The sequence below is a fragment of the Gloeobacter kilaueensis JS1 genome (assembly GCF_000484535.1).
GTDB lineage: Bacteria > Cyanobacteriota > Cyanobacteriia > Gloeobacterales > Gloeobacteraceae > Gloeobacter > Gloeobacter kilaueensis.
The window spans coordinates 1,667,342-1,683,396 of the sequence record NC_022600.1; the positions used below are offsets into that span (position 1 = coordinate 1,667,342).

The following is a 16,055-nucleotide window of genomic DNA, read 5'->3' on the forward strand; positions in this document are numbered from 1 at the left end:
TATTGCCTCCCGCCCGCCTGGTTGCCTACTGCATCAGTTTTCAAGACTTGATATTGGTCGTATAATAATAGTTGAGAGGCAAGAGAAAAACCGTTTCACATATTCACGCTCAATTGAGATTGCTCCTCCGGTCAGGTATCTGGTCTTTAAGGAACATCCCCAGCCCAGGCAGGTGTCTATAGAACAAAGCTCAAGCGTCCTGCGCTTTGCCTGGGTGCACCACGGTTCTGATCCGGCTTTCAGACAAGCCATTTACGTTAAGGAAGGTTGAACTTACCATGCACATCGTCGATATTGATATGCTCACAGCTCCCGATGAACTGGAGGCAGGCGGGCTCGACGAGCCCATCCTCGATCCCCAGGCGCTGGAAGCTTTTGTGCAGGTAGACTACACCGACGAGCGACCGGCCAAGCCGAGCAACTCGACGGACCTGGTGCGCGTGTATCTGCAGGAGATCGGTCGGGTGCCGCTTTTGGGCCGCGACGAAGAGGTGGAGCTTGCCCAGCAGGTGCAGCGACTGATGAAGCTGATGGGCATCAAAGAATCGCTGGGCGCTCAAGCCAGCGACGCTGACTGGGCGGAGGCTGCTCATCTGGGTGTTTCTGAGCTTAAGCGGCAGGTGCAGGCGGGCACCCGCGCCAAGAAAAAGATGATCGAGGCCAACCTGCGCCTGGTCGTCTCGGTCGCCAAGAAGTACCAGAACCGGGGTCTTGAGTTGCTCGATCTGGTTCAGGAGGGCACCCTCGGCCTGGAGCGGGCCGTCGAAAAGTTCGACCCGACGAAGGGATATCGCTTTTCGACCTACGCGTACTGGTGGATTCGCCAGGGGATCACCCGCGCCATCGCCACCCAGTCGCGGACGATTCGTCTACCGGTCCACATCACCGAAAAGCTCAACCGGATCAAGAAGACCCAGCGCAAGCTCTCGCAGAACCTGGGCCGCACCCCAACCATCTCCGAGATCGCCGACGAACTGGAGATGGAACCGGCCCACGTGCGCGAGTTGATGAGCCGGGTGCCGCGTTCGGTTTCCCTTGAGACCCGCGTCGGCAAAGACAAGGACACCGAACTGGGCGAGTTGCTCGAAGCAGAAGAAGTCTCCCCCGAAGAGAGTGCCGTGCAGCAGTCCCTCAGGCGCGACGTGCAGGAGCTATTGGGCGATCTGACCCTGCGCGAACGGGATGTGGTGACGATGCGCTACGGTCTGCTCGACGGCAGGCAGTACTCGCTGTCTGAGATTGGCCGGGCGCTTGAGCTTTCGCGGGAGCGGGTGCGCCAGATCGAGTCGAAGGCTCTGCAAAAGCTGCGTCAGCCGCGCCGTCGGGCCAAGGTCCGCGACTACCTTGAGCTGATGGAATAGCTGGTAGCTGTTACATTGGGGCCGTTCCGCCGGAGCGGCCTTTTTTATGTTCGACGCACTCACGATCGCCTCGCAGGAGCCCACTCCCCGAGCCCTCGCTTTTTTTCTGCACGGTCGCGGGGCGAATGGCCTCGATTTGCTTGCGCTCGTAGAGGCACTGGCGCTGCCGGCGCTGCGATATTATCTGCCGGATGCGCCCTACGCCCTGGCAGAATTTTCAGAAGGCAGACAGTGGTACGAGTTTGGTCCTGCTCATGCCCAGGGCGTCGAGCACAGCAGTGAGCTGTTGACGGAACTGATCCGCGCCGAACGGCGGCGCTTTGGCGATCTGCCGGTGCTGCTGGCCGGTTTTTCGCAGGGGGCGGTGCTTGCCCTCAGCACTGGCTTGCTCCTCGACCCGCCGCCGGCGGCGATCGTCGCTTTGAGCGGCTACCTGTTTGAGCCGGAACGCCTCTGGGCGCTAAGGCCCGCAGCCCTACCCTGGCCGGCGGTGCTCATTGTCCACGGCGAGGCCGACCCGGTCATCCCGGTGCGGGCCAGCCGCCTGGCAAAAGCAGCCCTGACTGAGGCTGGCGTCACCGTCGAGTACCAGGAATACGCCATGGGCCACCAGATCAATCAGGCAGCCGTTGCTCGCATCCGTACTTTTATCGAACGCCTTCTGCCAGCCTGACCGGGCCGCTACTCCTCCAGTTCGGGAAGCAGGCGCGAACTGAGATATTTTTTACTTTCGTCGCTGAAAGCAAGCAACTGCTGCTCAGCGCCCGCAGCGAGCCGCAGCCCCACTTCGAGCCAGAGGGCCAGGCTGCCGGTGGCGAGCTGCAGCAGACCATCGACTTCAGGCAATTTCAAAGGGGTCGGCGGCATCGGTTTCATAGTGGTACCCGAGAGTATTTAATGCTTCGCGCACGTCCTGCTGGACGCTCAAATCGTCGTCGTCGAGGGCACTGAGCAGGGCCGGCACACCGGCTTCTTTGTCGCCCAGCTTGCCCAGCGCCCAGGCGCAGTTGCTGCGCACCACAGCAACCGGGTCGGCTTTGAGGGCTGTAGCCAACGGTGCGACGGCGCGCGGATCGCCTAATTGACCAAGGGCACTGGCCGCCCAGAGCTGCACCGCTGGAATATCGGTCACAAGAGCATCGACCAGCGAATCGAAGGCGCGAGCGTCCTGGCAGTTGCCCAGTGCCCAGACCAGTCCCTTGCGCACGTATCCGTTCCAGTCCTGCAGCAGTGTGGCGATGAGCGGCTCGACCGCCGCCGGACACGGATTGCGGCCCAGGGCGTAGGCTGCACTCACCCTGACTAGTGGGCAATCGTCGGCCAACAAATCGATGAGTGCCGGGACCGAGCGCTCGTCTTGAATTTCTGAGAAGGCGCGAGCTGCCAGCATCCGGCGGGTAACGTCCCCGGATATCAGATCGCTCAGCAACTGCTCGATGTCCGGGGGCGAGTCCACCACCTCCAGCGCGTAGGGCTCCGCCTCGATCAGCTCGTCCATACCGCCTATTGTGACATTCTCCGCTGGAAAGCCGAAAGCTCTAAGCCTCGGTCCAATCGCGCAGGAGCATCTGGCGGCGCGGGTGGCGCAGCTTGCGCATCGCCTTGGCTTGAATCTGGCGCACCCGCTCGCGCGAAAGATTGTACATCTCGCCAATGTCGGCCAGGGTGTAATTGTTGCCGTCGGCGAGTCCAAAGCGCAGCTCGATGATGTCGCGCTCGCGGGGGGTGAGCAGGTGCAACAGCGCTTCGATTTGCTCGACGAGCAGAGCGTAATCGAGCGTCTCGGTGGGCGAGGTCGTCTCGCTGTCTTCGATGAGTTGCAACAGCTCGGTGTCCTCTTCTTTGCCCACCCGCACGTGCAGCGAAAGGGTGCGGCGACCCGCATCGAGGATCTCATCGAGCTTGTCGATATCCAGTTCGAGGGCGGCGGCCATCTCGGCTTTGGTCGGCTTGCGCGACAATTCCTGGGTGAGCTGGCGGCGGATGCGCTTGACCTGGTTGAGCTTTTCGACCATGTGGACCGGCAGGCGCACCGTCCGCGACTGAGAGGCGATGGCGCGGGTGATCCCCTGGCGAATCCACCAGTACGCGTAGGTCGAGAACTTGTAACCGCGCTCGAAGTCGAACTTTTCGGCGGCGCGCATCAGGCCGATTGCCCCTTCTTGGATGAGATCGAGGAAGGGCACGCCCCGGTTGAGATATTTTTTGGCGATCGACACGACCAGGCGCAAGTTGGCCCGCACCAGGCGGCGCTTGGCGGACTCGGCTCCTGTTCCTCCCCTGGCGATGACCTGGGCTAGCTCGACCTCCTGCTCGGAAGTCAAAAGCGGATATCGGGACATTTCTCGCAAAAACTGGCCCACGGAATCCTCTAGAGAGGATTGGCTGGCGCGGCCACGGCGCTGCTGGGGCTCTGAGAGTTGAATTTTGACCAGGGACGTCATGTCGTTCTCCGTATCCTGCATCTTTGCATCCGCTTTTATGTCTGGCCTTCTTACTCTAATTTATTTAACAAAATTTAACTATCGAGTCAACAAAATTAAACCTGTCGCGGTTGAGCTTAAAACATACTGTAAATTTCCCGCAGGGCGGCCACATCTGTCGCGGGGATCAGATCGGAGTGTACCGGGGATCAAGGCTGGGGGTACGACTTGTCGAGGGTGCCCGCTGTTATCAGGAGCTGTTGAATCTGGGCGGCACAGGCGGCGGTGGTGGTCTCTAAAGCCGCACGGCGGGTACTTTCTGGCGGTGCGAGGGCCGGGCCAAAACAGACGCTCACCCGGTGCAGGCGCGGCAGGAGGCTGCCTTTAGGAAGGATCAAGCCGCTACCGGCAATTGCCACCGGCACGATCGGCACCTGGGTTTTGGCCGCGAGCATGGCCGCTCCCAGTTGCGCCGATGGCACACTGCCGTCGGGGGTGCGGGTGCCGTTTAAGAAGATGCCCACTGCCCACTGGTAATCGAGCGCTTCGAGGGCAGCGCGGATAGCACCTCGATCGCCGCTGCCGCGCTTGACCGGAAAAGCGCCGTACAGGCGGATCACACGGCTGAGTACGGGGTTTGTGAACAATTCTTCTTTGGCCATAAACGCGACCGGTCGCCGGGCACAGTTGGCGAGGATCACCGGGTCGAGGTGGCTGGCGTGGCTACTCGCCAGGATCACAGCCCCCGTGGCAGGAACGTGGGCTTCGCCTGCAATCTTTACTCGCAGGGCCGTGTGCAGGATCGGGCTGACGATGAGCCACTTAAAGAGGTGATAGGCCACCAGGGTCTGCTCGGGACGCAGGGTCTTCACCTGAACCTCCGGGATGCCGCCTGCTTTAGCCCCTTTTGGGGCCAGGTCTGGCGGAGGGATAGGTAGCGGGCCGTTGCACGGGCGGCCCAAGCCTGCCGCAAGGCAGGCAAATTCGTATTCATGTTCAATCTCCTTCGTGAGTGAGATATGATTGGGGTATGACTCAAGTGCTGACAGTGTCCTGCAAACTCAACCCTACCTCCGAGCAAGCAGCGAAGATAGATGCCACACTCAAAGCTTTTGCAGATGCTTGCACCTGGGTCAACCTGAGCGCGCCTACGGGGCTGACAAACCCTGCAGCGATGCAGAAGGCCGTCTACCACGAAGCACGGGTGCTGTTTGGCTTGTCCGCCAATCTGACTGTCCGGGCCGTTGCTCGTGTCTGCGCCAATCGCAAGACCGCCAAGGTCAAGGGCCATCTGGTCAAAAGCTTTGCCGCTACAAGCATCGACTACGACGCCCGCATTTTTTCGTTGAATGAAAAGCGTTGGATGGTGAGTGTAACGTTGCTGGGTGGACGCGAACACATCCCACTGGCCATCGGCAACTACCAGCGGCACCTGTTGGCTAGACAGCAACCGACCTCTGCCACGCTGGTAAAGCGCAAGGACGGCAGCTACTACATCCAGATTCAGGTCAAGTCCGAGCCGGGTGAACCATCTGAACCAGAGGGGTGTCTCGGTGTTGACCTGGGCCGGACGGACATTGCTCACACCTCTACAGGAGAGTCCTTCGATGGACAGCAGTTGAAAGAAACCCGCGACCGCTTTGCTCGTACCAGAGCACGGCTTCAGCATCGGGCTGCTAAAGGCACGCGGAGCACTCGCAGAAGAGCGAGAGAGCACCAGAAACGGCTGGGCAGCAGAGAGCGCAGATTCCAGACCAACATCAACCATCGAATCAGCCATCGACTAGTCCAGCAAGCAAAGTCTTTGAACTGGAGCATCGCTCTTGAAGACCTGACGGGTATTCGTCAACGCACCAACACTGGGCCGCAAAGCAAGACGGAACGCAGACGCAGCAACAGTTGGGCGTTCTACCAGTTGCGCCAGTTCGTCGCCTACAAAGCTATCCGTGCGGGTGTGAGCGTGGTGCTGGTGAAGCCGGCCTACACCTCTCAGACCTGCCACTGTTGCCACCGTATCGGGGAGCGGCAGGGGAAGAGCTTCAGGTGTGGCGGTTGTGGTTGGCATGGCGATGCGGATTTCAATGGTTCAGTGAATATTTCTCAATTGGGGCGACTTGTAAACTCGCCTCGCGGTCCCTGGATGGCTTGCCGTTTGGAGGGCTTCTGAAAGCCGTTCGCTCCTGGCCCCTTCGGGGCTTCAGGCGACGGTCGTTTACGTGTAACCCCAGGCTTTGGGGTCAACTTTTGCCCGCAGAACGTCCTCCAGGCCGTACTCGGCCCACCGGCGGCTGACCCGTTCGCTCGTCGTCGGATCCGACTTGAGCGGTTCGCCCCAGGGGTGATCGGTTTCGGGTGGGATCTTGGTGGTGGCGTCGATCCCCATGCGCGCTCCGAGGCCGATGCGCTCGCAGGCAAAGTCAAGGGTGTCGAAGGGCGTATCGGGGATCACGAACACGTCGCGGGCCGGATCGACTTTGGAAGCGATCGCCCAGACCACCTGGGACGGGTCGCGAATATCGATGTCGTCGTCTACGACGACGACGAACTTGGTGTAGGTGAACTGGGCAAGGGCCGTCCAGAAGGCGAGGGCGGCCCGGCGCGCCTGGCCGGGGTACGCTTTTTTGATCGACAGCACCGCCAGCTTGTAGCTGAGGGCGTCCATCGGCAAAAAAAAGTCGCGCACCTCCGGCACCTGCTGCCTGAGCAGCGGCGTGTAGATGCGGTTGAGGGCGATGGCGATCATTGCCTCCTCCTTGGGCGGTCGGCCCGAGAAGGTGGTGCAGTAGAGGGGCCGCTCCCGATGGGTGATGGCAGCGATGCGCACCAGGGGCGAATCTTCGACGCCGCCGTAGTAGCCCATGTGATCGCCGAAGGGACCGTCCGCTACCACCTCCCCCGGTGTAATCGTGCCTTCGAGGACGAATTCGGCGTGGGCGGGCACCAGCAGATCGGAGTGGCGGCACTTGGCAAGTTGCACCCCCTCACCGGCGTACAGCCCGGCGAAGATCCATTCTGAAAGTTCCACCGGGATCGGGGTGGCCGCCGCCAGGATCAAGAGCGGATCGACGCCCACAGCGATCGCCACCGGCAGCTTCTCGCCCCGCTCGGCGGCTTTGCGCAGGTGACGGGCACCGCCGCGCACCGACAACCAGTGGACGCTCATCGTGTTCTTGCTCTGCTGCTGGAGGCGGTAGATGCCGACGTTGGGCGTGCCGTCCTCCGGATCTTGCGTAATCACAAGGCCCAGGGTGAGAATGCGGCCCCCATCGCCGGGGTAGGGCCGGATGAGCGGCAGGGTATCTAGATCGACGGCCTCGCCCTCGCGCACCACCTGCTGACACTCGGGGTTAAAGAGCACCCGCCCCGGTCGAGATCGAATCACATCGACCAGGAGCGGCGCAAAGGCGATCGCATCCTGCAGATTGCGGGGCGGGCGGGGCTTCTGGAGCCTGCCCAATTTTTCGCCCAGGGCCTCAAGTTGTCCTTGCTCCTCCAATCCCATCGACCAGACCACCCGCTCGACGGTGCCCAGCAGGTTCACAGCTACAGGAAAGGGCGAGCCTTTGACGTTCTCGAACAAAAGCGCCGGTCCGCCGACGGCGAGCAGCCGGTTGGCAATTTCGGCAATTTCGAGATCGGTATCGACTCGGGCCGTAACCCGCCGCAACTGGCCCTTCTGCTCCAGCAACTGCAAAAACGTGCGCAGATCCCGGCCCATCCGCCATTTCCTCCCGTCCTGCCTCGATGGTAGGAGGCAGCGCGGGCGACTGGCAACCGCCCGCCACCGAGCGGCAAAGTAGAATCGGAAGGCAAACTCCGCCCGCAGCACCCGCCATGTCCAGCTCATCGCCCACCAAACGCATCCTCTCAGGTGTCCAACCCACCGGCCAGTTGCATCTGGGCAATTATTTAGGGGCAGTGCGCAACTGGGTCGCCGAGCAGCACCACTACGAGAGCTTTTTTTGTGTCGTCGATCTGCACGCCCTCACCGTTCCGCAAGAACCGGCTGAACTGCGGCAGGCGACCCGGCGCACCGCCGCCCTGTATCTGGCCTCGGGCATCGATCCGCAAGTTGCCGTCGTCTTCGTACAGTCCCACGTCCCGGCCCACACCGAGTTGACCTGGCTGTTTAACTGCCTGGTACCGACCAACTGGCTGGAGCGGATGATCCAGTTCAAAGAAAAGGCGACCAAGCTGGGCAGCGAGGTGAGCGTCGGCCTTTTTGATTACCCCATTTTGCAGGCGGCGGATATTTTGCTCTACCAGCCCCATCTGGTACCGGTGGGCGAGGACCAGCGCCAGCACCTCGAACTTACCCGCGACATCGCCCGCCGCTTTAACGACCGCTTCGGTGAAACCCTTCGCGTTCCAGAAGCCGACATCCGCAAGGAAGGGGCGCGGGTAATGAGCCTGCAGGACGGCACCGCCAAGATGTCCAAGTCCGACCCATCGGATCTTTCGCGCATCAATCTGCTCGATTCGCCCGATCGGCTGCGCGAGAAGATCAAAAAAGCCAAATCTGACCCGATCATGGGGCTGCGCTTCGATCCGGAGCGGCCAGAGGCGACCAACCTGCTCACGGTCTATCAATTGCTTTCGGGCCTTGAGCGCGATGCGGTCGAAAAGCGCTTCGCTGAGGTCGGTTTTGGCAAATTCAAGCCGGAGCTGGCGGAGTTATTGATCGAATATTTGCGTCCGATCCGTGACAGATACGACGCAATCGTGGGCGAGACCGGATATCTTGATGGCATCCTGCGCGATGGGGCTGAGCGCGCCTCGGCGGTGGCCAGTGCCACCCTGGGGTTGGTCCGCGAAAAATTGGGGCTGCTGCCGCCTTTTTAGGGGCACTCCCCACACCGTTCCCCATCCATTTTTATAAAAAAAGGACAGCTAACAATGAGTGGCGAATACGTTCCTGGTCTTGAAGGTGTGCCTGCCACCCGCTCCAATATCAGCTTCGTCGATGGCAAAAACGGCATCCTCGAGTACCGGGGCATCCCGATCGAGCAGTTGGCCGAATCGAGCACTTTTTTGGAAACCGCTTTTTTGCTCATCTTTGCCCACCTGCCGATCAAGGACGAACTGCTCGCCTTCGAGGCGGAGATCCTCTCCCATCGCCGGGTCAAATATCGTATCCGCGACATGATCAAAAGCTTTCCTGAGGGCGGCAGGCCGATGGTGGCCCTGCAAGCCTGCATCGCTGCTCTCGGGCTTTTTTATCCGATCAGCCGCGACATGTCCAAGGAGGAATACGCCTACAACTCGACTATCCGTCTGCTCTCGAAGGTGCCGACGATGGTGGCCACCTTTCACCAGATGCGCCTGGGCAACGATCCGATCCCGCCCCGCGACGATCTGGGCCACGCCGGCAACTTTTTGTATATGCTCACAGGCCGTGAACCGGACCCGCGAGCGGCGCGCATCTTCGATGTCTGTCTGATGCTGCACGCCGAGCACACCGTCAACGCCTCGACTTTCTCGGCCCTCGTCACCGCTTCGACCCTGGCCGATCCCTACACCGTGATCACCTCGGCGGCGGGCACCCTCTCTGGTCCCCTGCACGGCGGTGCCAACGAGGAGGTGATCCGGATGCTCAAAGACATTGGCACCATCGAGCGGGTCCGGCCCTACATCGAGGAGCGGCTGGCCCGCAAGGAGCGAATCATGGGTGTGGGCCACCGGGTCTACAAAGTGAAAGATCCGCGCGCAAAGATCCTCCAAAATCTGGCCCAGGAATTGTTTGACCGCTTTGGCCATAGCCGCCTCTACGACATCGCCCTCGAAGTCGAGCGCGTCTGCGACGAACTATTGGGCCACCGGGGGATTTATCCGAACGTCGATTTTTACTCCGGTCTGGTCTACGAAAAGCTGGGCATCCCCTCGGATCTGTTTACGCCGGTCTTTGCCATCTCCCGCGTCGCAGGCTGGCTTGCCCACTGGCACGAACAACTCACCGACAACCGCATCTTCCGTCCCAGCCAGGTCTACACCGGCACGCGCCAGGTCGAGTACACGCCTCTGTCGCTGCGCTCCTACGCCTAGCGCCGGGTTGCTGCCAGGACGCTATATTGGGTGTCAGACACTGGAGCCAGCCTCGATGCGTCTGCCGCTTCTGAACCTGCATCCCGACCACGTTGCCGAGGTGATCGAGACGGCAACGACCGAATTTTTGGCCCAGTGCCTCGACAGTGACTCCCTCGACTTTCCAGTGGCACCGCCTTTTGGCTCGCTGGTCAAGGCGGTGGACGAGGAGGCGGGAATAGATGTCTACGCGGTGGTCTACTTTGCTACCACCAGTCCGGTCGATTCGGTTCACCGGGCGCGGGCGATGGGCCTTTCGATGCAGCAGTTGCGCACCGAGCAACCCCAGATCTTCGATATGCTCAAGACCGAATTTAAAGCGGCGATCGTCGGCTTCAAAGAAGACCGGCGCATCGTGCAGCACCTGCCCTCCCGGCCCCCGTTTGTTCACCAGGCCGTCCACCGCTGCTCGACGATGGAGTCGGCTTTTTTTAGCACCCGGCTCGACTTTTTGCGCACGGTGCTCCTTGTCTCCGGCGCGCCGGTCGATGAACTGCTCGCTGCCACTGTCCGCCACTGCCACGCCGCCCACAACCACAACCGCGCCTGGCTGGTAGAAGCGGGCCGCGAGGTGAGCCAGTTGCTCAAAGACGACTACGACCGGCTCGGAGCCGTCCTCAGACGCATCCGGCCCTGATTTATGGAATTAAAGCCCATGCCCAGATCCCTGCCCGCTGCTATTGGCCTCGCCCTGTTTTTGGCGCTCCCCTGTTTCTTCTTATCTGCCCTCCCGGCCCAGACAATCTTTGCCGAACAGGAGATCCGCACCCTGATCGCCCGGCAGGCCGAAGCCTGGAACCGGGGCGATGTCAACGGTTTTATGGCCGGCTACGAGCACGCGACGACCACGACCTTCGTCGGTGCAAGCATTACCAGAGGCTACCAGCAGGTGCTCGAGCGCTACCTGGAGCGCTATCCAACCAGACAGAAGATGGGGGCGCTCACCTTTTCAAATCTTGAAGTGCAGATGCTGGGAGAAGCGTACGCCTCGGCAGTCGGACAGTGGAATCTCAAGCGGGCATCCGATGACGGGGGCGATGTCGGCGGCTACTTTACGCTCCTGTTGCGCAAGACCGGCGTCGGCTGGCGGATCATCCTCGATCACACCAGTTGATCGACGCTTTTTAGCACGGTTGAACGGTACGGGCCGCCCGGCTTTTTACTTTTGAAAACGCTCTTGCCAGCGCCCGAACGCTCTGTTTGGCCTCGTGCAGGCTAATCAAAGCACCGAGGGCAGCGATGGCGGTCAAAAGTGGGGGAAAGGTTTCCATGATTCGTCTTCCTGTGACAGGCGGTGTGTGCGCTTGCTTTGCATCATCGGCGATTGCTAGTGAGTGTACATGTCTCGCCGGGTGTATTCTCGTTTCGACCGTGGGATAGACCTGCAGCACTCTGGGGGCACACTTTTCGATAGGTCAATTTTGAGCAGATTATGCAGTGCCGCACGTCCGGAAGCTGGTTGCGGCTCTCACTAGGGACAGCCCACCCCAGCCCTCACCCAGGGCTTTATAGTCGGCAGTGTGATTGCGGATTTCCGATGCTCGCCTGCGTACACAGTGCTGCCCTGATGGGAATTGACGCCCTCGCTGTCACCGTCGAGGTCGATGTGGGTTTTGGTCTACCGCAGACGACGCTGGTCGGTCTGCCCGATGCCGCCGTACAGGAGTCGCGCGAGCGAATCAAAGCGGCGCTGCAAAATTCGGGCTACACCTTTCCGGTGCGCCGCATCATCGTCAACCTTGCCCCCGGCGATCTCAAAAAGGCCGGTCCGAGTTTCGATCTGCCGATTGCCCTCGCCGTCCTCGCTGCCTCCGAACAGCTGAGCGCCGAGCCGCTCAAAGATTTTTTGTTCGCAGGCGAACTCTCCCTCGACGGCAGCCTCAGGCCCGTCACCGGTGCGATGTGTCTTGCGATCGGAGCCCGGCAACTGGGTTTCAAGGGCATCGTCGTGCCGGAGGCGAACGGACCGGAAGCGGCACTGATCGAGGGGATCGCCGTCTATGGGCTGGACAGTCTGGGGGCGGTCGTTCGATTTTTGAACGCGCCGGAGCGGCACAGGCCCTGTACAGGCGACCTGCGTGCCCTGCTGGAGCGCCAGAGCGCGATCGAGGCGGATCTGAGCGACGTGCGCGGTCAGCCTCTCGCGCGGCGAGCCCTGGAGGTGGCTGCCGCCGGTGGCCACAACCTGCTGTTACTCGGTCCACCCGGCTCGGGCAAGACGATGCTTGCCCGCCGTCTGCCAGGCATTTTGCCGGGACTGAGCGTCGAGGAGGCGCTCGAATCGACGCGCCTCTACTCGGTGGCCGGTCTGCTCTCGCGCCAGGACCAGCTGATTACGGGCCGCCCCTTCCGCGCCCCGCACCACTCGGTCTCGATCGCTGCTCTGGTGGGCGGTGGTAGCCTGCCGAAGCCGGGGGAGGTGAGCCTCTCGCACAACGGCGTGCTGTTTTTAGACGAAGCGCCCGAATTTCCCCGCCCGGTCCTCGAAGCGCTGCGCCAGCCGCTCGAAGAAGGCCAGGTGCTCATCTCCCGCGCCCGCCAATCGCTTATCTTCCCGGCGCGCTTTGCGGTGGTGCTGGCCGCCAACCCCTGCCCCTGCGGCTACTACGGCGATCCGCAAATCGCCTGCCGCTGCACGGCTCTGCAGCGGGCCCGCTACTGGGGGCGGCTTTCTGGACCGCTGCTGGACCGCATCGACCTGCAGATCCTGGTTGGACGGCCCAAACCGGAAGAGGTGGCTCGCCTGGGCACAGGCGAATCGTCTGCCGCGATCCGCGAGCGGGTCGCCCGCGCCCGCGAGCGGCAAAAAAACCGCTTTACAGACCATCCAGGAGTGCGCTGCAACGCCCACATGCAGCCGGGGCAACTGCGCCGCTTCTGCCGCCTTGACAGTCCTTCGCAGCAACTATTAGAAAAGGCCGTGCGCAGCCTGCACCTGTCGGCCAGGTCCGCAGACCGGATATTGAAGGTCGCCCTTACCCTCGCGGATCTGGCCGAATCCGAAGCGATCGGTGCCGTTCAGATCGCCGAAGCGCTGCAGTTTCGCACTCTCGAGCGAATGCAGAGCGCCAGTTAAGCGGTGACGCTGGTAGTGAGCGTGTCCAGCCGCTGGATATCCTCGGCGGTGGGTGCGGGCGGCAAAAAATGCTTGATCACCAGGATGTGCTCCCAGAGTGCCTGGTAAAGATGGTGAAAGACCCAGGGCGGCAGCCCCCCTTCTGGCACCAGCACCGTGTAGACCTGGGCGTAATCGTCGTCTACCACCAGGTCGAGCCGGGCCGGGATCGTGGGCACCAGGCCCACCCGTGGCAGGGGATAGGGAGTCTGGAGCGGATGATCGAAGTCGGCCTTTCCCGTTCGCTCAAAAGGATACCAGGCGATCGTCATCGCTCCCTGGGAGTCGCACTCGACGCGCACCAGCCGCATTGCTCTACCTCGCACATCAATGCCACCTTCAGTGTGCCAGAGAGAAGGGCAGTGGGCGATCGGCCCATGCCATAATGAGGCTTTGTTAGCTTTTTTATGCCACCGACGATCGCCGTCACCCACCTGGGCTGCGAAAAAAATCGCATCGACACCGAACATATGCTGGGCCTGCTCGTCCAGGCGGGCTATCAGGTCGATTCTGACGAGCAACTGGCCGATTATGTGCTGGTCAATACCTGCAGCTTTATCGGTCCTGCCCGCACCGAGTCGGTGCGCACCCTGGTGCAACTGGCGGAGCAGGGCAAAAAAATCGTGATCGCGGGCTGCCTCGCCCAGCACTTTCAAGGCGAACTGCTCAAAGAAATTCCCGAGGCGGTGGCGATCGTCGGCACCGGCGACTACCACCGCATCGTCGAGGTGATCGAGCGCAGCGAAAAGGGCGAGCGCGTCGAGCTGGTGAGCGCCACGCCCACCTTCATCGCCGACGAGCACGTGCCCCGCTATCGCACGACGAGCGAGGCTGTCGCCTACCTCAAGATCGCCGAAGGCTGCGACTACCGCTGCGCCTTCTGCATCATTCCCCACCTGCGGGGCAACCAGCGCAGCCGCCCGATCGAGTCGATCGTCGCCGAGGCCCGGCAACTGGCCGCTGAAGGGGTCAAAGAACTGCTGCTCATCTCGCAAATTTCGACCAACTACGGCCTCGATCTCTATGGCCGCCCCCGCCTCGCCGACCTGCTGCGCGCCCTGGGAGAAGTAGACATCCCCTGGATCCGCCTGCACTACGCCTATCCGACCGGGCTCACCGCCGAGGTGCTGGAGGCAATCCGCGAGACGCCGAACCTGCTGCCTTACTTCGATGTGCCCCTGCAGCACTCGCACCCGGAGGTGCTGCGGGCGATGAATCGTCCCTGGCAGGCAGACTTTAACGAGCGCCTGCTGGGTCGCATCCGCGAGGAGCTGCCGGAAGCTACCCTGCGCACCACCTTCGTCGTCGGTTTTCCGGGTGAGAGCGAGGTGCACTTTGCCCACCTGTGCGACTTTGTCGAGCGCCTGCAGTTCGATCACGTCGGCGTGTTTGCCTACTCCCGCGAGGAGAACACCGCCGCTGCCCAACTGCCCGATCAACTGAGCGAGGCGATCAAAAAGCGCCGCCGCCGCGAACTGATGCAGCGGCAGCAGGTCATCTCTGCCCGACGCAACGCCGACCAGGTGGGCAAAGTGGTGCCGGTGCTCATCGAACAGGAAAATCCACGCAAAAAAGTATGGCTGGGCCGCTCTCCCCGCTTTGCCCCCGAGATCGATGGCCAGATCGTCGTCTCCGGAGGGGCCCAGCTCAACGCCCTGATCCCCGTGCGCATCACCGGCTCGGATGTGTACGACCTGTACGGCGAAGTGTTCTGAGCCTGATACAAAAAAGTTCTCCAGGAACAGCGGGGATCAAGCCGCCATGTTCTGCTATAGATGGAAAGCATCACACTTTGCTTTACCGAATGTCCTCTTCGAAACCCTTCGCTATGCACCAGTCGCTCGACGGCCTACCGCCAAACGATGCATCTTTGACATGCTCATACGCGAACCGTACTGGCAGTTTGCAGATCGTTCGGATCACAAATGTTGCTGGCTGGTACTTTGAGCGCGTCGTCTTTCCTGCGCAGACGATCCTGTTTTGCACGCCGCCGGAAGCGGTGCTTGAGGTATACACCGGAAGCCACGCGACCTGCCTGCTCGCTGACTCGGTTCCCTGCTCACAACTTGAGATTCGCGAAGTCGTGAGTTCTCTGCCGGTCGCTGCTGAGCAGTAGCCTCAGGCGTTGGCACCGGCGACCACTTCCAGGATTTCCTGGGTGATCGCGGCCTGGCGCGCCTTGTTATAGACGATCGTAAGCGTCGTAAGCAGCTTGCTCGCGTTGTCGGAGGCGGCGCTCATCGCCGTCATCCGGGCTGCCAGTTCGCTCGCCGCTCCTTCTTGCAGGGCGCGCAGCATCTGGGAGCCCAGGTACAGCGGCAGCAGGGCTTCGAGCAATTGACCGGCGTCCTGCTCAAAGAGGGTATCCGGCGAGAGTTCGGTCTTGGTGCTGGCGCTCAGCCGTTCGCGGCTCACCTGGAACGTGCCGTCTTTGGTCGTGAGCCGAAAGGTCTCGTCCTCGGGTGTCAGGGCGTTGGGGTCGAGGGGCAGCAGGGTCTGCAGCGTCGGGCGCGAGGAGATGAGCGAGACGAAGCGCGTGTAGATGAGTTCGACCTGATCGACGGCCCCGGCCAGAAACGGGGCGATAACCACTTCGTCGATGATCGAATTGACCGTACTCATCGTGGGAGCCTGACCGACGTTCGGGAATGCCTGGGCGACCGGGAAACTGGAGCGGCGAAAGAAAGCTGTCGCCTTGTTGCCCACCGGGTAGAGCCGAAAATCTTTGCCCTCGGCTTTAAGCTGGCGCAGGTACTCGACGGCGCGGCGCAGGATGTTGGCGTTGTAGGCACCGCACAGCCCCCGCTCACCGGCGATCACGATCACTGCCACGGTCTTGACCTCGCGGCGCTCGAAGAGGGGCAACTGCACATCCTCAAAGCGCAACCGGGTTCGGAGGCGAAACAACAGCCCCACCAGCCGATCGGCGAAGGGGCGGGTCGCCAGCACCTGCTCCTGGGCGCGGCGGACGCGGGCGGCGGCGACCAGGCGCATCGCCTTGGTGATCTTGCGCGTGTTGCGGACGGACTTGATGCGATCGCGGATGCCACGGAGGTTCGGCACAGCTGGACTCCT

Annotated in this window: 18 protein-coding genes; 10 read left to right on the top strand and 8 right to left on the bottom strand. The window is 61.7% G+C overall.

The window, feature by feature from the left end:
- Positions 1-278: 278 nt before the first annotated feature.
- Both GKIL_RS07920 and GKIL_RS22500 read left to right on the top strand, forming a co-directional pair.
- Positions 279-1,361: an RNA polymerase sigma factor, RpoD/SigA family gene (locus GKIL_RS07920; RefSeq protein ID WP_023172988.1), complete on the top strand. Its 1,083-nt coding sequence runs from the start codon at positions 279-281 to the stop codon at positions 1,359-1,361.
- Positions 1,362-1,407: 46 nt separating this feature from the next.
- Positions 1,408-2,034 (top strand): alpha/beta hydrolase, encoded by a 627-nt coding sequence (locus tag GKIL_RS22500; RefSeq protein ID WP_023172989.1) that lies wholly within the window; start codon positions 1,408-1,410, stop codon positions 2,032-2,034.
- 8 nt (positions 2,035-2,042) lie between these two features.
- On the opposite strand, the gene GKIL_RS24670 is transcribed toward GKIL_RS22500, so the two are convergent.
- The 4 genes from GKIL_RS24670 to GKIL_RS07940 all read right to left on the bottom strand — a co-directional run bounded on the left by GKIL_RS24670 (position 2,043) and on the right by GKIL_RS07940 (position 4,656).
- Positions 2,043-2,213, bottom strand: a complete 171-nt coding sequence (locus GKIL_RS24670; protein WP_187293905.1) for a hypothetical protein — start codon at positions 2,211-2,213, stop codon at positions 2,043-2,045.
- Entirely contained in the window at positions 2,200-2,859 is a 660-nt protein-coding gene (locus GKIL_RS07930) for a HEAT repeat domain-containing protein (protein WP_023172991.1), read from the bottom strand. Before GKIL_RS07930 ends, GKIL_RS24670 begins: the two co-directional genes overlap by 14 nt.
- Positions 2,860-2,899: 40 nt before the next feature.
- Positions 2,900-3,805, bottom strand: coding sequence for a sigma-70 family RNA polymerase sigma factor (locus GKIL_RS07935; protein WP_051382936.1), 906 nt, complete (start codon positions 3,803-3,805; stop codon positions 2,900-2,902).
- A gap of 188 nt (positions 3,806-3,993) precedes the next feature.
- A complete protein-coding gene (locus tag GKIL_RS07940) occupies positions 3,994-4,656 on the bottom strand; it encodes a lysophospholipid acyltransferase family protein (RefSeq protein WP_023172993.1) in 663 nt (220 codons plus the stop codon).
- 158 nt (positions 4,657-4,814) lie between these two features.
- On the opposite strand from GKIL_RS07940, the gene GKIL_RS07945 reads away from it, so the two are divergent.
- Positions 4,815-5,951 (top strand): RNA-guided endonuclease InsQ/TnpB family protein, encoded by a 1,137-nt coding sequence (locus GKIL_RS07945; RefSeq protein WP_023172994.1) that lies wholly within the window; start codon positions 4,815-4,817, stop codon positions 5,949-5,951.
- 45 nt (positions 5,952-5,996) lie between these two features.
- On the opposite strand, the gene GKIL_RS07950 is transcribed toward GKIL_RS07945, so the two are convergent.
- The gene (locus tag GKIL_RS07950; protein ID WP_023172995.1) at positions 5,997-7,502 is read right to left on the bottom strand and encodes a UbiD family decarboxylase; all 1,506 of its coding nucleotides are present in this window, start codon (positions 7,500-7,502) and stop codon (positions 5,997-5,999) included.
- A 116-nt stretch (positions 7,503-7,618) separates the two neighbouring features.
- Between GKIL_RS07950 and trpS the strand changes: the two genes are divergently transcribed.
- From trpS to GKIL_RS07970, 4 genes are read left to right on the top strand one after another with little or no spacing between them, the layout of a single operon-like run.
- Positions 7,619-8,626 (top strand): tryptophan--tRNA ligase, encoded by a 1,008-nt coding sequence (gene trpS / locus GKIL_RS07955; protein ID WP_023172996.1) that lies wholly within the window; start codon positions 7,619-7,621, stop codon positions 8,624-8,626.
- Between the two features lie 54 nt (positions 8,627-8,680).
- Positions 8,681-9,826 carry a citrate synthase gene (locus GKIL_RS07960; protein WP_023172997.1) on the top strand — a complete coding sequence of 382 codons (1,146 nt, stop codon included), beginning with the start codon at positions 8,681-8,683 and terminating at the stop codon, positions 9,824-9,826.
- Between the two features lie 55 nt (positions 9,827-9,881).
- The gene (locus tag GKIL_RS07965) at positions 9,882-10,502 is read left to right on the top strand and encodes a hypothetical protein (protein WP_023172998.1); all 621 of its coding nucleotides are present in this window, start codon (positions 9,882-9,884) and stop codon (positions 10,500-10,502) included.
- Between the two features lie 18 nt (positions 10,503-10,520).
- Positions 10,521-10,979 carry a YybH family protein gene (locus GKIL_RS07970; RefSeq protein WP_023172999.1) on the top strand — a complete coding sequence of 153 codons (459 nt, stop codon included), beginning with the start codon at positions 10,521-10,523 and terminating at the stop codon, positions 10,977-10,979.
- A 10-nt stretch (positions 10,980-10,989) separates the two neighbouring features.
- Here GKIL_RS07970 and GKIL_RS25240 read toward each other — a convergent pair whose 3' ends face one another.
- Complete coding sequence (locus GKIL_RS25240) at positions 10,990-11,136, bottom strand: hypothetical protein (RefSeq protein ID WP_023173000.1); 147 nt, start codon at positions 11,134-11,136, stop codon at positions 10,990-10,992.
- A 266-nt stretch (positions 11,137-11,402) separates the two neighbouring features.
- Here GKIL_RS25240 and GKIL_RS07975 point away from each other — a divergent pair, with 266 nt between their 5' ends.
- Complete coding sequence (locus tag GKIL_RS07975; RefSeq protein WP_023173001.1) at positions 11,403-12,941, top strand: YifB family Mg chelatase-like AAA ATPase; 1,539 nt, start codon at positions 11,403-11,405, stop codon at positions 12,939-12,941.
- Here GKIL_RS07975 and GKIL_RS07980 read toward each other — a convergent pair.
- On the bottom strand, positions 12,938-13,306 hold the full coding sequence (locus GKIL_RS07980) for a hypothetical protein (RefSeq protein ID WP_187293906.1): 369 nt from the start codon (positions 13,304-13,306) through the stop codon (positions 12,938-12,940). The genes GKIL_RS07975 and GKIL_RS07980 overlap by 4 nt on opposite strands.
- Before the next feature lie 81 nt (positions 13,307-13,387).
- Here GKIL_RS07980 and rimO point away from each other — a divergent pair, with 81 nt between their 5' ends.
- Entirely contained in the window at positions 13,388-14,695 is a 1,308-nt protein-coding gene (rimO, locus tag GKIL_RS07985; RefSeq protein WP_023173003.1) for a 30S ribosomal protein S12 methylthiotransferase RimO, read from the top strand.
- Between the two features lie 188 nt (positions 14,696-14,883).
- Positions 14,884-15,096, top strand: a complete 213-nt coding sequence (locus GKIL_RS07990) for a DUF1830 domain-containing protein (protein WP_245595912.1) — start codon at positions 14,884-14,886, stop codon at positions 15,094-15,096.
- 2 nt (positions 15,097-15,098) lie between these two features.
- Here the strand turns inward: GKIL_RS07990 and GKIL_RS07995 are convergent, their stop codons facing one another.
- The gene (locus GKIL_RS07995; RefSeq protein ID WP_023173005.1) at positions 15,099-16,043 is read right to left on the bottom strand and encodes a F0F1 ATP synthase subunit gamma; all 945 of its coding nucleotides are present in this window, start codon (positions 16,041-16,043) and stop codon (positions 15,099-15,101) included.
- Between the last annotated feature and the right edge of the window lie 12 nt (positions 16,044-16,055).

Excerpts from the sequence above, each read along its gene's own strand:
- GKIL_RS07920 (WP_023172988.1), top strand. The coding sequence starts at position 279 with ATGCACATCGTCGATATTGATATGCTCACAGCTCCCGATGAACTGGAG.
- GKIL_RS22500 (WP_023172989.1), top strand. The coding sequence starts at position 1,408 with ATGTTCGACGCACTCACGATCGCCTCGCAGGAGCCCACTCCCCGAGCC.
- GKIL_RS07930 (WP_023172991.1), bottom strand. The coding sequence starts at position 2,859 with ATGGACGAGCTGATCGAGGCGGAGCCCTACGCGCTGGAGGTGGTGGAC.
- GKIL_RS07935 (WP_051382936.1), bottom strand. The coding sequence starts at position 3,805 with ATGACGTCCCTGGTCAAAATTCAACTCTCAGAGCCCCAGCAGCGCCGT.
- GKIL_RS07945 (WP_023172994.1), top strand. The coding sequence starts at position 4,815 with ATGACTCAAGTGCTGACAGTGTCCTGCAAACTCAACCCTACCTCCGAG.
- GKIL_RS07950 (WP_023172995.1), bottom strand. The coding sequence starts at position 7,502 with ATGGGCCGGGATCTGCGCACGTTTTTGCAGTTGCTGGAGCAGAAGGGC.
- trpS (WP_023172996.1), top strand. The coding sequence starts at position 7,619 with ATGTCCAGCTCATCGCCCACCAAACGCATCCTCTCAGGTGTCCAACCC.
- GKIL_RS07960 (WP_023172997.1), top strand. The coding sequence starts at position 8,681 with ATGAGTGGCGAATACGTTCCTGGTCTTGAAGGTGTGCCTGCCACCCGC.
- GKIL_RS07965 (WP_023172998.1), top strand. The coding sequence starts at position 9,882 with ATGCGTCTGCCGCTTCTGAACCTGCATCCCGACCACGTTGCCGAGGTG.
- GKIL_RS07970 (WP_023172999.1), top strand. The coding sequence starts at position 10,521 with ATGCCCAGATCCCTGCCCGCTGCTATTGGCCTCGCCCTGTTTTTGGCG.
- GKIL_RS25240 (WP_023173000.1), bottom strand. The coding sequence starts at position 11,136 with ATGGAAACCTTTCCCCCACTTTTGACCGCCATCGCTGCCCTCGGTGCT.
- GKIL_RS07975 (WP_023173001.1), top strand. The coding sequence starts at position 11,403 with ATGCTCGCCTGCGTACACAGTGCTGCCCTGATGGGAATTGACGCCCTC.
- rimO (WP_023173003.1), top strand. The coding sequence starts at position 13,388 with ATGCCACCGACGATCGCCGTCACCCACCTGGGCTGCGAAAAAAATCGC.